The sequence below is a fragment of the Arthrobacter globiformis genome (assembly GCF_003261175.1).
Classification (GTDB): Bacteria; Actinomycetota; Actinomycetes; order Actinomycetales; family Micrococcaceae; genus Arthrobacter; species Arthrobacter globiformis_A.
The window spans coordinates 1-13,910 of the sequence record NZ_QLNP01000064.1 but is presented as its reverse complement, the minus strand read 5'-3'; the positions used below and the strand labels follow the sequence as shown (position 1 = coordinate 13,910).

Sequence of the window (13,910 nt, the reverse complement as noted above, 5' to 3'; positions counted from 1 at the left end):
TCATGCACGGCCGTCATCCTGGCCGTCGTCGTCTGTGTCCTCGAGCGCGGTACGAATATTGTCCGCCTGGTCCGGCTTCAGCAGACCCCGTCCTTCAGCGCGCCTCGCGGTGGCCTGCGCCATGGCGAGGTATGCCCCGAGGACGTCGCCGCCGGTCCCGCCGTCGTGCTCCCGCAGCGCGCGGGCGTGCGCCTTCACCGTCCCGGCGTCGCCCCGCGCCACCGGGCCGGTCAGGGCCGATTCGCCGGAGGCGAGCGCGTTCTCCAGGGTCGCGCGCAGCAGCGGCCCGAGCATGCGGTCCGGTGCCTCGACGCCCACCTCGGCCAGCAGCTGCGACGCCTGCGCCACGAGCGTGACCAGGTGGTTCGAACCGTGGGCCAGGGCCGCGTGGTAAATGGTGCGGTCGCCCTCGGCGATCACCACGGGTTCGGCCCCCATCTCGACGACGAGCGCCTGGGCGATGGGAAGCATGGCGGCGTCCGCCGTGACCCCGAACGTGCAGTCCAGCAGCCGGGTCAGGTCCAGGCTCATGCCGGTGAAGGTCATGGCCGGGTGCAGCGCCAGCGGCACGGCACCGGCGGCCCGGACCGGATGCAACACGCCGACACCGAACCGGCCCGACGTGTGCGCCACGAGCTGGCCGGGCTGCCACGCACCGAGCTTGGCGAGCCCCTCCACCAGCCCGCCGAGGGCATCATCCGGAACGGCCAGGAGCACCAGTTCCGAGCGTTCCACGATGTCCTGGATCTCCAGGACGGGAACGCCGGGCAGCAGGGTTTCGGCACGTTCCCGGCTCGCATCAGAGACGGCGGAAACCCCGACGACGGCGTGCTCGGCCGCGCGGAGCGCCGCACCGAGGACAGCGCCCACTTTGCCGGCGCCGATGATTCCGACGCCGAGGCGTCCTGGCTTAGCCACGTTGCTGGCCTTCCTGTTGGGGTGCTGGAGTTGGTCGTTGATCGACCTGCGCCAGCCACTGTTCGCTCGTCTGCCGCCGCCTGGCCGCCCTCGCCCGGGCAGCCTGCGCGTCGAAGAGCCCCTGCGCCTCCCGGAGGTCCGCCTGGATCACCCGTGGCGCGACCGGTCCCGCAGTGGTGTGCAGCACGAGGTCGGCCAGCCCGAACCTGCGAGCCAGGGGTCCCTGCTGCAGCGCGATCGACTGCGTCCGCTGGTGCGGGACCACTACAAGCTGCCGCCACCAGCGGCCCGACCGCATGAGCAGCGCGGTGTCCGTGGCCGCGAAGGCGTTGCGCCGCCATCCCAGCGGTGCAAGCAGCCGCGCCCGCCGGGGCGTGGTGACAAAACCGCCGTCGGAATCCAGTCCGTTCACGCCCTGCTGGAAAACGCGCACCGGATCAGCCGTTCCGGGGTCCGGCAGCACGAGGGCCAGCATGTTCAGGACGTCTTCCCACTTCCCCACCGGCAGCAGCGTGGTGCGGGAGCCCGCCTCGCCGTTGTTCGCCCCGGCCCCGTAACCGGCGGCGTTGACCTGCATGCGGTACCAGCCGAACAGGCGCCACAGCGGCGGCTGCGCCACCTTCAGCGCCTGGATCCGGCCCGGCGGCAGTGTCTGCGCCTGCGTGTCGAGCAGCCCGTACCGGAGCCGGATCCCGTCCGGGGAAATGGCCGCCGTAAAGTTGTAGCCCTTGTTGAACGAGCTCCAGTATGCGGCCACGAAACCCAGCACCGCCGGAATCAGGTACAGGAAGAAAGCCCTGTTCTCGGTGAGCGCGGACAGCACCACGGACGCCGCGGCACCCAGGACAATGAACACTGTCTGCTCGCTGAGCAGGAGCGAGCCGAACAGGCGCGACGGCGGGACCTGCAGCACCTGCTGCTCCGGCGCCTCGGGAGCGGCTGCTTCGGGCTGCGCGGGATCCAGCCGGACGCCTGAGGCGCGGGCGAGGATGGTGGCGCGCAGTTGGCGGGCATCGCCAATGCGCAGGTAGGCCAGGCGGACGGCCGACTCGCCGGCGTCGGCAACTTCGAACTTCAGTTCCGCGAGGCCGAAGATCCTGGCGAGCAGCGGCTGGACGATGTCGATCGCCTGGACCCGGTCCAGCCGCGCCTGCCGCTGCTGCTTGAACAGGAAGCCGGTGTTGACACGGACGTAGCCCTCCGCCACCTGGTACCGGGTGAAATACCAGGACAGGATAAAGCTCAGGACCGCCAGCACCAGCATCAGTGCCCCGGCGCCCAGGAGCCACGGGGCGCGCCCCGCGAGGCGGTCATCGATCAGCGGCTGGCCCTGCAGCATCCGTTCAAAGCTGTCACGCCCGAAGAAGTAGCCGATGGCGGCCAGCGCAACCCAGCCCCGAACAAACGGTGTCGCCGGGTGCACGCGCAGCCACTCGCCGTCGGGCTTTCCGGAAGCGAGGCCGCCGGCGCTCACAGCCCGGCCAGCCTGGCTTCGCCGCGCGCCGAGAGCTGTTCCCTGAGCCGGGCGCCTTCCGCGGCGGGAAGGCCGGGGATGCCGGCGTTGGTTCCGGCCGATGCCGTATGCAGCTTCAGGGTGCACAGGCCCAGCCCGCGTTCCACCGGTCCGGCGCTGATGTCCACGTACTGCATGCGGCCGTACGGCACCACCATGACGCGCTGGAAGAAGATGCCGCCGCGGATGAGGAGGTCGTCCTCGCGCTCGGCGTAGCCGATGGCCCGCACCTGCCGCGGGATCAGGACCAGGCGCCACAGCGCCAGCAGCAGCATGAAAGCCGGAAGGCCAATGGCCAGCCAGAGCGGCGGCCACCGCCACCAACCGAGCCGGACAAACACCAGCGGCAGGCTCAGCACTGCCACCATCACCAGGTTGCCTAGGGCCCACTCCACGAGCCGGACCGTGACGTACTTCGGGGACACGCGCAGCCAGGTGATCCCGGGGGGATCAATCGCCGCGGTAGGCATACTCGCCTTCCCCCTTGGCCTTGCCCCGGCCATGGCCCGGCAGGCCCTCTGGGGCGTCCGTCTCGCCGTCCTCCGGCGGGATCTTGCAGAAGCGTTCGACGACGAGCCCCACCACGATCATGACCAGCCCGCCGCCGGCCATGCCGAGGGCAAGCCAGGTGACGTCCAGCCCGCTGCGGATGCTCCAGAACCGCAGCTGGTCCAGGAAGATCCCGGCGTGCCATCCCAGCAGCATTGCGCCGGTGTAGGCACACGCCTGGGCGAGGACCAGCGTCCACGCAGCCAGGATGGGGTTCAGCATTTTCTTCTTTTTGCCGTTCCGCCAGCGGAGCACGCGGATGCCCAGCACCAGGGTCAGTGCCACGATCACGCCCATGGTGACCAGCGCGGTGGCCGGCAGGACCGGCGTGGCCATGCCGTAGCGGACGGTCAGGACGGCAGCGGACCAGCCGGCGATGGCCAGGGCAAGGCCAACGACGGCGAGCAGCAGCGGACTCACGGGTTTCACGGCTGCTCCACCGCCCCGATGTCGGGCACGCCGTCGAAGTCCCCGAAGCCGTCGAACGGCTTCAGGTCCGGGAAGTCAGCCGCACGGGCAGCCAGTTCCCCCACCGGCTGCCCGTTCAGGGTGGCCGAGGGGTCCATCTGGGACCAGGGATAGAGCACGAAGGCCCGCACAGCGGCGAACGGGTGCGGCAGGGTCAGCACAGGATCGGAGCTTTCGACGTCCCCGTAGACGATCACATCGACGTCGAGCGTGCGCGGACCCCAGTGGATCTCACGGACACGGTGGTGCTTGTTCTCCACCGACTGGCAGTGCCGCAGGAGCTCAAGTGGTTCCAGCGAGGTTTCGACCGAAATCACCATGTTGAGGAAGTCCGGCTGCCCGGCGGGGCCGCCGACGGCCTTGGTCTGCACTATCGGCGAGACGGCCAGGAGCCGCACCTCTGGTCGGTCCACAAGGTCCGCCACGGCCTCGGACAGCGTCTCATTCCGCGCCCCAAGGTTACTGCCCAGCGCCAGTACCGCCCGTGTGTACGCGGTCTTTGCTGGTGCCTTCCCGTGCACCGGCTTCTCATGCAGTGCGGGTGCCGGATTCATGTCCGCTCCCGGTATACGCTGACGGCAACGTCGCCGAAGGGAACCTCGATGGGCGCCTTCGGCTTGTGCACCGTGATCTCCACGGCCTGGATTTTGAATTCCTGGAGCAGGCCCTCGGCCATCCGCACCGCCAGTCCTTCTATCAGGTTCAGGGGCTCGCCGGTGATCCAGTCGGTGATCCGTCCGGCCACCTCGCCGTAGTGGGCGGTGTCGCGCACGTCGTCCGACGCCGCAGCCTGGCTGAAATCCAGGTGGAGCACGGCGTCCACAACAAACGGCTGGCCTTCGCGGCGCTCAAAATCGAACACCCCGTGGTAGCCGGTGGCGGTGACACCGGTCAGCGAGATCCTGTCCATGGCGGTTCTGCTCGGCCTTTCCTGCTCAGCTGCCGTGGTCCGGGGAGGACATGCGGGCGGCGACCTTCACAGCGTCAAGGCTGGATCCGACGTCGTGCACGCGCACGGCCCACGCGCCGCGGGCGGCGCTGATGGCAGTGATGGCGGCCGTGGCGGCATCGCGCTCTTCCGGGAGAGCCGCTTTGCCGGCGACCGTCAGGAGCGTGCCGAGGAAGCGCTTGCGGGACGCGCCCACCAGCACCTTGTGCCCCATGGCATCGAGCCTGTCCAGGTTCCGCAGCAGCTCCCAGTTCTGCACGTCAGTTTTCGAGAACCCGATGCCCGGGTCCACGATGATCTGCTCGGGCAGGACGCCCGCCGCATACAGCTTGTCGCGGACGCCGTTCAGCTCGGAGACGACGTCGTCCGCGACGTCGTCGTACTCCGTCAGGGACGTCATGGTCTTGGCGTCGCCGCGGCGGTGGGTCAGGACATACGGCACCTTGGTCTTCGCCACGAGCTCTGCCATGCCGGGTTCGATGCTGAGGCCGGAGATGTCGTTGATGATCGCCGCTCCGGCAGTCAGCGCGGCCTCGGCGGTGGAGACGTGGGTGGTGTCGATGCTGACCAGCGCGCCGGCTTTCACGAGGGCTTGGATGACAGGCACCACCCGCCGCTGCTCTTCCTCCGGGCTGACTTCCTCCGCGCCGGGGCGGGTGGATTCGCCGCCGACGTCGATGATGTCGGCTCCCGCGTAGAACATCCGGAGACCCGCGGCGATGGCGGTGTCCGCCGTCGCGTGCTTGCCGCCGTCGCTGAACGAGTCCGGGGTGACGTTGAGGATGCCCATGACGAGCGTGCGGTCGGTGGGCAGGTCGTCGAACCTGGCTGCCGGCCGCGGTTTGCGCAGGATGGGCAGGGGTGACGTTGCGGGTCCGGTTCCAGGTGCTGCAGCTAGGGAATCCATAGTCTGTTATTACCTTCCGAGTATGAGGCTCATGGCTTCGGCACGGGTGGCCGGGTCATGAAGTTGCCCGCGAACCGCGCTTGTGACGGTTTTGGCTCCGGGCTTGCGGATGCCGCGCATGGACATGCACATGTGTTCGCATTCCACCACCACAATGGCTCCGCGCGGCTTGAGGAATGTGACCAGCGCTTCGACGATCTGGGTGGTGAGGCGCTCCTGCACCTGCGGGCGGCGGGCGTAGATGTCCACCAGGCGTGCCAGCTTGCTCAGCCCCGTCACCCTGCCGTCGTGCGAGGGGATGTACCCCACATGCGCGACGCCGTGGAACGGAACCAGGTGGTGCTCGCAGGTGGAGTAGAACGGGATGTCCTTCACCAGTACGAGTTCCTCGTGGTCGAGGTCGAACGTGGTGCCGAGCACGCTGCCCGGATCCTGGTGCAGGCCGGCAAACACCTCGGCATACGCCTTGGCCACGCGCTTGGGCGTGTCCTGCAGCCCGCCGCGGTCCGGGTCCTCGCCTATGGCCAGCAGGATTTCCCGCACGGCTGCTTCAATCCGGGGCTTGTCCACCTTGTGGTGGTGGCCCGATCCGCCCACCGCCGAGTGCTCGGCGGTGGCGGTGAGGTCGTCGTCGTCGAAGTGAGTCACACCAAAGAGCTTAGCCGCGGTGGCCGTCTGGTCCCGCTTCCGTTACTCCGCTTTGGAAGGAGGCGTCCTCCGGAACTCCCTGGGGGTGCGGCGGAATTGCGTCCAGCGGTTCCTCGAGGCGGGCTTCCTTGGCTTCTTCCTGGGCCTCGCGTTCGGCACGTTCCTGACGCGACTCCACAGGACCGGCCGTCTGCACCGGACGGGTTTCCTTGGACAGCCAGACCTCGCGGAAATCGCGCTTGCGGATGTCGCGGAAGACGTCGGCAATTTCGGCCTGGTTAAGGGTTTCCCGTTCCAGGAGTTCCAGTGCCAGCCGGTCCAGGACGTCGCGGTTCTCGGTGAGGATCGCGTAGGCCTCGTCATGGGCCTGGTCGATCAGGCGGCGGACCTCTTCATCCACGATGTAGGCGATCTGGTCGGAGTAGTTCCGCTCGTGGCTGGCGTCGCGGCCGAGGAACGGCTCGCCGCCGCCCTGGCCCAGGCGCACCGCACCCACGCGCTCGCTCATGCCGTACTGCGTGACCATCTGGCGGGCCGTCGAGGTGGCCTTTTCGATGTCGTTCGAGGCACCCGTGGACGGATCGTGGAAGACGATTTCCTCCGCCACGCGGCCGCCCATGGCGTACGCCATCTGGTCCAGGAGCTCGTTGCGGGTGATGGAGTACTTGTCGTTTTCCGGGACCACCATGGTGTAGCCCAGGGCACGGCCGCGGGGCAGGATGGTGATCTTGGTGACCGGGGCGGAGTTGCGCAGCGCCGCAGCCACCAGGGCGTGGCCGCCTTCGTGGTACGCGGTGATCTTGCGCTCGTGCTCCTTCATGACGCGGCTGCGCTTCTGCGGACCTGCCATGACGCGGTCGATGGCTTCGTCCAGTGCGCGGTCGTCAATCAGGTTGGCGTTGGAGCGGGCGGTCAGCAGCGCAGCTTCGTTGAGCACGTTGGCCAGGTCTGCACCCGTGTAGCCGGGAGTCTTTTTGGCCACGGCCTTCAGGTCAACAGTGGAGGCCATGGGCTTGCCCTTGGCGTGGACCTGGAGGATCTGGTCGCGCCCGATCAGGTCCGGGGCTTCCACGGAGACCTGGCGGTCGAAGCGGCCGGGACGCAGCAGAGCCGGGTCCAGCACGTCGGGCCGGTTGGTGGCCGCGATCAGGATGACGTTGGTCTTGACGTCGAAGCCGTCCATTTCAACCAGGAGCTGGTTGAGGGTCTGCTCGCGTTCGTCGTTGCCGCCGCCCACGCCGGCACCGCGGTGGCGGCCGACGGCGTCGATTTCGTCGACGAAGATGATGGCGGGGGAGTTGGACTTGGCCTGCTCAAAGAGGTCGCGGACGCGGGACGCACCAACGCCGACGAACATTTCCACGAAGTCCGAGCCCGAGATGGAGAAGAACGGTACGCCGGCCTCACCTGCAACGGCGCGGGCCAGCAGGGTCTTGCCGGTGCCCGGAGGGCCGTAGAGCAGCACGCCCTTGGGAATCTTGGCGCCGACAGCCTGGAACTTGGCGGGCTCCTGCAGGAACTCCTTGATTTCCTGCAGTTCCTCGACGGCTTCGTCTGCGCCGGCGACGTCGGCAAAGGTTACCTGCGGCATGTCCTTGCTGACCATCTTGGCCTTGGACTTGCCGAACTGCATGACCTTGGAGCCGCCGCCCTGCATGCGGGACAGCAGGAACCAGAACAGGACGCCGAGCAGCAGCACCGGCACCAGCAGCGAGAAGAGTCCCGAGAGCCAGTTGCTCTCCACCGGCTGGTCCGTGTAGCCCTTGGAGGGACTGGAGGCAGTCACGGCCTTGACGACGTCCGGGCCGCGGTCATTGACGAAGAAGAACTGGACGTTCTTCCCCTTGTCCTGGCCGTCGATGACGAGGTTGTCTTTCAGCACCAGGTCGACGCGGTTTTCGCCGTCGAAGATCTTGGCCTGTTCCACCTTGCCGCTTTGGGCGAGGAGCTCGAGGCCCGGCTGCGTGTCGATGCGCGTCGAGCCGCCCGGAGCCAACGTTGCAAAGGCCAGCAGGAGCATGCCGACCACCACAATGATCCAAATGCCCGGGCCCTTGAAGAAACTCTTAGCTTTCATCTGTTCGGGGGCTGGCCCCGTCCCTCCTGGTAGTGCTGCACGGCGCGAGGACTGCGCGCGTGTGGTGCTGCGTCGCTTCTAGCTATACACCGTCAGGAGTAATTCACGCACGGTGTAATACAAAAGTTCCCTCAGGGCGTAGTGGCTGGTCGGGCCGGGGTCGCGCCCTTGCTGGGCTGTGCCGCCACGTTTCTGCACCGCTTTCAAGGCGGCCCGGAGACCCGTCCGCGGCGGCCTGCGACTTTGTCCGTGCCTACGAAGCCAACGCAGCGGTCACGTGCGTCTCGGCCGCGGACACTACGCCCTCTGGACCCTGCAGACTCCCGGCCAGCCACACCTCGCTACCTGCCACCGCCGGCTTGCGGGCGGCATCCTGCCGCACAGGTTCAGCGGCAACATCTCCACCCTGCACCCGCCCGTGCGCCCGCTGAAGGATGTCCTCGTCCACGCGCTGCAGTGCCTTCCCGAACGGGAGGCCCTGGTCATGGTGGAATGTGCCTTTGGCCGCGGCGACATTGACCTCGATTTCCTGTGCAGGCTACTCCCCGGACCGCGTAACGGGCGGGCGCGCGTGGGATTCCACCTGAACAAGCCCCAGTTCAAGAACGACATTCGACGGAACAACGTTGGCGCGGCCACCGGCTATCGGGTGTTGCGCTACCTCTACGAGGATGTGCTGTACCGGCCGGAGGAAATGCTGGAGCAGATCAGGCTAACGCTCACCACTCCTCCTCGGATGCCCTGTTAACCAGGCCCCGCGGACTTTTCTGCACCGCTTTAAGTGGCTCGCGCCGCCGTCGGGCCCTTGTTCTCAGGGCTCGACGGCGGCGCGGTCAACGAAAGCGGGCAAAAATGCGGGGGGCCGGGTTCGGCGGAGGCGTTTACTCGTAAACGTGCGGGGCGAGGGTGCCCACGAAGTCCAGGTTGCGGTACTTTTCCGCGTAGTCCAGGCCGTAGCCCACCACGAACTCGTTGGGGATGTCGTAGCCGACGTACTTGACGTCGATCTCCACCTTGGCGGCGGTCGGCTTGCGGAAGGCGGTGCAGATTTCCACTGACGCGGTGCCGCGGGATTCGAGGTTGGTCTTCAGCCAGGACAGGGTGAGGCCGGAGTCGATGATGTCCTCAACGATCAGCACGTCCTTGCCCATCAGGTCCGTATCCAGGTCCTTGAGGATACGCACCACGCCGGAGGACTGCGTGCCGGAACCGTAGGAGGAGACAGCCATCCAGTCCATGGAAACGTGGCTGTGCAGTGCCCGCGCGAGGTCGGCCATCACCATGACAGCGCCCTTCAGCACACCGACGATGAGCAGGTCGCGCCCCTCGTAGTCCTTGTCGATCTGGGCCGCGAGCTCAGTGATGCGTTGCTGGATCTGTTCCTTGGTGTAGAGAACGTGCTTGAGGTCTGCCTGGACGTCGGATGAATCCACCAATTGCTCCTGTGTAGATGCGGGTGCGACTATTTGCGGGACGGTTTATGAAGCCGGAATACAAGCTTCCCACAGCGGGCGGCCTCGCGGGGAACGCCGTCCGCCCCGTCCTGCCCCTGGGCACGCTCCCGGTCCTGCAGCTCGGCCAGCGAAAGACGGTACACACTGACGCCGCCGGGCAATTCCACGGGACCAGCCGAACCCTTCCGCCGCAGCAGTGCTTCCGCCGCCAAAAGGCGCTGATAACTGGGCTGCTGGCCGCCGACGCCGGCAGCCGCCTTCGCGATCACCCGGAACCTGATGGCCGGGGCCAGTTCAGTCAGGGCAGCCTCCGGGAGGCTGGCGTCCGGGCCGTCGCGCTCAACGAGCGAGGTGTAAGTGCTGTTGGCCACGTCCTCCAGATAGTCGGCATCCAGCTGCAGGATGGCAGCCGTCCGTGCCAGGGATTCCGCCACCCCCGGGCCGAGTTTTTCCTCCAGCACCGGCATGACCTCCACCCTGGTCCGCGAGCGGGCGAAGGCGGGATCGGCGTTGCTGGGGTCGTGCCAGGCGTCCAGCTCCTCTGCGCGGCAAATCTCCAGGGTGTCTGCCCTCCGCAGGCCAAGGAACGGGCGGAGCAGCTTCCCCCGTGCGGGGCGCATTCCGGCCAGGGACCGCGTGCCAGAACCGCGGGCCAGGCCCAGCAGTACCTGCTCCGCCTGATCGTCGAGCGTGTGCCCCAGGAGGACGACGCCGGCTCCCCACTCCCCCGCCGCCGCGTCGAGTGCGGCGTGGCGGGCATCGCGGGCTGCGGCTTCCGGTCCGAAACCGGTGGAAGCGACATCGACCGTGCGGATCTGCACCGGGTCCAGGCCGAGCTCCCGCAGGGTCTGGGCAGTTCTCGCGGCAACGTCGGAGGAACCAGCCTGCAGCTGGTGGTCCACCACCACCGCGCCCACGGCAACCGGCCGGCCATCCACGTGGCCACGCCGGGCGAAGTAGGCCGCAACAGCGGCCAGTGCCAGGGAGTCGGGGCCCCCGCTGCAGGCCACCAGGACCCGTTCGGGGTAACCCGCTTCAGCCAAGGCAGCCTGCAGCATTTTCCGTGCCGTGCCGAGAACCGGAGTCAGCCGGCCCGGCCGCCGCCGGCCGCTGGGAACCGGGTCGCCTGCAATGTTGGGGACGTGCTGCACGGAACCTAGAAACCCATCCTGTCGAGCCAGATCCGGGCGTTGTGGATCTCTTCCTCGGTGGGGAGGTTCGCCGGAGCTTCCCAAACGCGGTTGAAGCCGTCCATCCCGGCCACGTCCACCACAGCCCGGACGAACTTGGCCCCGTCGCTGTACTGCTTCATCTTCGCGTCGAGTCCCAGCAGGCTGCGGATGAACTTCTCGACGACGCCCCTGTCCTTGCCGCGGGCGTTGAACCGCTGCCGGATGGTCTTCACGGACGGGACGATGCTGGCGTCCACGGCGTCCATCACCACGTTGGCGTGGCCTTCAAGCAGGCTCATGACCGCCGTGAGGCGGGACAGCGAGGCCTTCTCTTCGGGGTCCTGCAGGAGATCGAGGATGGCGCCGCGGCCCGGAGTGGAACCCGAGCCGGCGCGGTCCTTGAGCGAGCGTGCGGCTGCTGTCGCGCGTTCCATCAGGGTGTCCACGTTGCCCAGCAGGTGCCCGCTGAGGTTGTCGATCTCGTTCAGCATGTGGTGCCGGAGCCAGGGTGCCGCGGCAAACTGTACCCGGTGCGTCTGCTCATGCAGGCACACCCAGAGCCGGAAGTCCGCGGGATTCACATTGAGCTCGCGCTCGACGGCGATGATGTTGGGCGCGACGAGCAGCAGGCGGCCGCCCGACGGCGCCTGTGATCCTTCGGCGAGGGCGGCAAAAGGATCGTACTGGCCCAGGACCTTGCTGGAGAGGAATGCCAGCACAGCGCCTAGTTGGCTGCCGGTGATGGCGCCGCTGACGGTGGCGGCTCCGGGGCTGATGCTGCCGCGGCGGCTCTCCAGCATCTTTTCGATGGCGGGCCTCAGCATCACCGCGAAGCTCTGTGTGTTGGCTTTCGCCCAGGAGGCACGGTCCACGACCAGGACTGATGAGTCACGGAGGTCGCGGGCAGCCTCCAGCCCGGTGATCTGGTGAACGTGCTGAACGGAGGCATCCGCCAGCTCGCGCAGCTGGGAGACGGCGTCCCCGATCTCGGCTGCAGTCAGCGACGGACCCGGCGGAGCCAGCCGCGCCGCAGCGGACGCGGCAAGGTCCCAGTTGATGAGGGCCTGGGCCGGGGCGGATGACTGGCTTGCAGTGGACTCCATACGGTCCATCAGAACATACCCGCCCGTCAGCGCGCCTTAAGTTCGCTGACCGGCGAACTAGCTGCAGCCGCAGCCAGCCAGCGCCGTGGCCGCCGCGTCCAGGGCCGGCTTGTTGCCCTCGGCTCCCGGCCTCAGTCCGTTGCCGATGAAGGAGAACACCAGGAGCCGGCCGTCGGCGTCCACCACGTACCCGCTCAGCGCGATCACTGTGTTCAGGGTTCCCGTTTTGGCCCGCACCAGGCCGGCGCCCTCGGCCGTGGACTCATCGACATATCTGTCCCCGAGCGTGCCCGTCAGCCCCGCCACCGGGAACCCCGCCAGCGCCGCCCTGAGCCGGGTGTCCTTGCCGTTGGTGATGGCGCGCACCACTTCCGAGAACTGGCGGGCAGATACCTGGTTGGCGAGGGCCAAACCGGAAACATCGGCCGCGACCATCCCTTCCGTGGGAATGCCCAGGCCGGAGAGCTGGCCCAGCACGGCGGTCTGGGCCGACTCGTACGTCGCAGGCTGGCCTCCTGCCACCGCCGTCATCCGGCCAAGGGTTTCGGCGAGGTAGTTATCTGAGGTCTGGAGCATGAGGTCCACCTGCTGGCTGACCGTCGCGGACTGCACTTCGGCGAGGACTTTGGCGTCCGCCGTCGGCTTTCCGTCAAGACGTACGACGGCGGGTGCCACCGTGAGGCCCGCGGCCGCACCGGCCGCTTTCAGGCCGGCAGCGAACGCCTCCCCCGCGGCGATGGCGGAGTCCTGGGGCCGGGGTGCCGTGGTGTCTGCCGGACCGAACCGTGCCGAATTCAGGGCGAGCGGAAACAGCGGGGCCGTCTCGCCGGCGGCAACGTCATCCGCGCTCCAGGCCGGGTTCAGCGCCGGCCCGGTGAAGAGGGAATCATCCACCAGCACCTGGACCTGCCCCTTGAAGCCGCCCTTCCCCAGGGCGTCCACAGTCCGTTTGGCCAGCGTGTGGAGCCCGGCATGGCCCAGGACTTTGTCCTCGGCGGATTCGCCGGCACCGAGCAGGACGTCGCCGCCGCCCACCAGCACCACGGATCTAGTGGCGGCAGCAGCACCCGGCGTTGCGGCTGCAGCCGGTTCGGCGACGACCCGGGTGCTGAACCGTTCCTCGGGGCCGATCCCCCGCAAGGCGGCCACGGCGGTGAGGAGCTTCATGTTGGAGGCCGGGATCCTGTTGGCGGCACCTTCCCGGTCATAGAGGACCTTGCCGGTGGCGGCGTCCTGGACCACGCCCGTGAAGGAGCCGCCGCTGTCGGTCTTGAGGACGGGGTCCAGGCGGGCAGCAACGTCGGCGGGAACCGGCACCGGCGCCGCGTTGCTGAGTGGATCGATGCCCTGCGGCACGGACAGGCGTTCCGGAACCAGCTGCCAGGCGGGGGTCTGGGCAGGCTGGGCCGTGGACCGGGCCGGACCGGTCAGCGCGGGCGCGATGAGCAGCCCGGCGGGAATGGCCAGCGCCAGGAGGAGCGCGGTGATCAGGAGGGTGGGCCAGCTCCGGACCATTGTTGAAAGCCTGCCGCGGCCGCTCGCCGTGCCCCTGGTGCCGCTCATGCTGCTGGTCCTCAAAGTCCTGAAATTACCCCATTAGTTCCTGAAACCTGGGCCTCTCGCTATATCCTCAATAGTAGTCGGCGGCACCCACAGTCCATTTTTGGTTGATCATCGCGGTGCCGCGAACACCAAGCAATCGTCGAGGAGCATTCCATGAAGCATGACGTGACCATCGAGATCCCCAAGGGATCGCGCGTCAAGTACGAAGTCGACCACGAGACCGGCCGAGTCCGCCTGGACCGTGTCCTCTTCACTTCCATGCAGTACCCCACCCACTACGGCTTCTTCGAGAACACCCTCGGCGAAGACGGTGACCCGCTGGACGCACTGGTGCTCCTGCAGGACTTCGATCTGCACCCGGGCGTCATCGTCGAGGCCCGTCCGATCGGCGTCTTCAACATGACCGACGACGGCGGCGGAGACGCCAAGGTCCTCTGCGTTCCGGCCGATCCGCGGTTCGACCACATCCAGGAAGTCAGCGACGTCAACGAATTCCTGATCAAGGAAATCGAGCACTTCTTCACCCGCTACAAGGACCTGGAGCCCGGCAAGTGGGTCAAGGCCGAAGGCTGGGCTGACCGCGCCGCCG

15 protein-coding genes are annotated in these 13,910 nt (G+C 67.8%); 2 read left to right on the top strand and 13 right to left on the bottom strand.

Annotation, left to right across the window (positions count from 1 at the left end):
- From DBZ45_RS07020 to ftsH, 9 genes are read right to left on the bottom strand one after another with little or no spacing between them, the layout of a single operon-like run.
- Positions 1 to 918: a Rossmann-like and DUF2520 domain-containing protein gene (locus DBZ45_RS07020; RefSeq protein ID WP_111903212.1), complete on the bottom strand. Its 918-nt coding sequence runs from the start codon at positions 916 to 918 to the stop codon at positions 1 to 3.
- Positions 911 to 2,392 (bottom strand): PH domain-containing protein, encoded by a 1,482-nt coding sequence (locus DBZ45_RS07015; protein ID WP_111903211.1) that lies wholly within the window; start codon positions 2,390 to 2,392, stop codon positions 911 to 913. The genes DBZ45_RS07020 and DBZ45_RS07015 overlap by 8 nt, the downstream gene beginning before the upstream one ends.
- The gene (locus tag DBZ45_RS07010; protein ID WP_111903210.1) at positions 2,389 to 2,901 is read right to left on the bottom strand and encodes a PH domain-containing protein; all 513 of its coding nucleotides are present in this window, start codon (positions 2,899 to 2,901) and stop codon (positions 2,389 to 2,391) included. The genes DBZ45_RS07015 and DBZ45_RS07010 overlap by 4 nt, the downstream gene beginning before the upstream one ends.
- A complete protein-coding gene (locus DBZ45_RS07005; protein ID WP_111903209.1) occupies positions 2,882 to 3,409 on the bottom strand; it encodes a DUF3180 domain-containing protein in 528 nt (175 codons plus the stop codon). The genes DBZ45_RS07010 and DBZ45_RS07005 overlap by 20 nt, the downstream gene beginning before the upstream one ends.
- On the bottom strand, positions 3,406 to 4,002 hold the full coding sequence (gene folK, locus DBZ45_RS07000) for a 2-amino-4-hydroxy-6-hydroxymethyldihydropteridine diphosphokinase (protein ID WP_223256965.1): 597 nt from the start codon (positions 4,000 to 4,002) through the stop codon (positions 3,406 to 3,408). The genes DBZ45_RS07005 and folK overlap by 4 nt, the downstream gene beginning before the upstream one ends.
- Entirely contained in the window at positions 3,999 to 4,358 is a 360-nt protein-coding gene (gene folB, locus DBZ45_RS06995; RefSeq protein ID WP_102973367.1) for a dihydroneopterin aldolase, read from the bottom strand. Before folB ends, folK begins: the two co-directional genes overlap by 4 nt.
- Positions 4,359 to 4,383: 25 nt before the next feature.
- Entirely contained in the window at positions 4,384 to 5,304 is a 921-nt protein-coding gene (folP, locus tag DBZ45_RS06990) for a dihydropteroate synthase (RefSeq protein WP_111903208.1), read from the bottom strand.
- A gap of 9 nt (positions 5,305 to 5,313) precedes the next feature.
- Positions 5,314 to 5,952, bottom strand: coding sequence for a GTP cyclohydrolase I FolE (gene folE / locus DBZ45_RS06985; RefSeq protein ID WP_111903207.1), 639 nt, complete (start codon positions 5,950 to 5,952; stop codon positions 5,314 to 5,316).
- 10 nt (positions 5,953 to 5,962) lie between these two features.
- Positions 5,963 to 8,029, bottom strand: a complete 2,067-nt coding sequence (gene ftsH, locus DBZ45_RS06980; protein WP_111903206.1) for an ATP-dependent zinc metalloprotease FtsH — start codon at positions 8,027 to 8,029, stop codon at positions 5,963 to 5,965.
- 277 nt (positions 8,030 to 8,306) lie between these two features.
- Between ftsH and DBZ45_RS06975 the strand changes: the two genes are divergently transcribed.
- Positions 8,307 to 8,777 carry a hypothetical protein gene (locus tag DBZ45_RS06975; protein ID WP_111903205.1) on the top strand — a complete coding sequence of 157 codons (471 nt, stop codon included), beginning with the start codon at positions 8,307 to 8,309 and terminating at the stop codon, positions 8,775 to 8,777.
- A gap of 133 nt (positions 8,778 to 8,910) precedes the next feature.
- On the opposite strand, the gene hpt is transcribed toward DBZ45_RS06975, so the two are convergent.
- The 4 genes from hpt to dacB all read right to left on the bottom strand — a co-directional run bounded on the left by hpt (position 8,911) and on the right by dacB (position 13,321).
- Positions 8,911 to 9,462, bottom strand: coding sequence for a hypoxanthine phosphoribosyltransferase (hpt, locus tag DBZ45_RS06970; protein WP_111903204.1), 552 nt, complete (start codon positions 9,460 to 9,462; stop codon positions 8,911 to 8,913).
- A gap of 29 nt (positions 9,463 to 9,491) precedes the next feature.
- Positions 9,492 to 10,541 carry a tRNA lysidine(34) synthetase TilS gene (gene tilS / locus DBZ45_RS06965; protein ID WP_190243057.1) on the bottom strand — a complete coding sequence of 350 codons (1,050 nt, stop codon included), beginning with the start codon at positions 10,539 to 10,541 and terminating at the stop codon, positions 9,492 to 9,494.
- Positions 10,542 to 10,639: 98 nt separating this feature from the next.
- Positions 10,640 to 11,758: a zinc-dependent metalloprotease gene (locus DBZ45_RS06960; protein WP_111903203.1), complete on the bottom strand. Its 1,119-nt coding sequence runs from the start codon at positions 11,756 to 11,758 to the stop codon at positions 10,640 to 10,642.
- Positions 11,759 to 11,815: 57 nt separating this feature from the next.
- A complete protein-coding gene (gene dacB, locus DBZ45_RS06955; RefSeq protein ID WP_111903202.1) occupies positions 11,816 to 13,321 on the bottom strand; it encodes a D-alanyl-D-alanine carboxypeptidase/D-alanyl-D-alanine endopeptidase in 1,506 nt (501 codons plus the stop codon).
- 153 nt (positions 13,322 to 13,474) lie between these two features.
- Here dacB and DBZ45_RS06950 point away from each other — a divergent pair.
- Positions 13,475 to 13,910, top strand: a 436-nt coding sequence (locus DBZ45_RS06950; protein WP_111903201.1) for an inorganic diphosphatase, incomplete at its 3' end; no start/stop codon positions are given.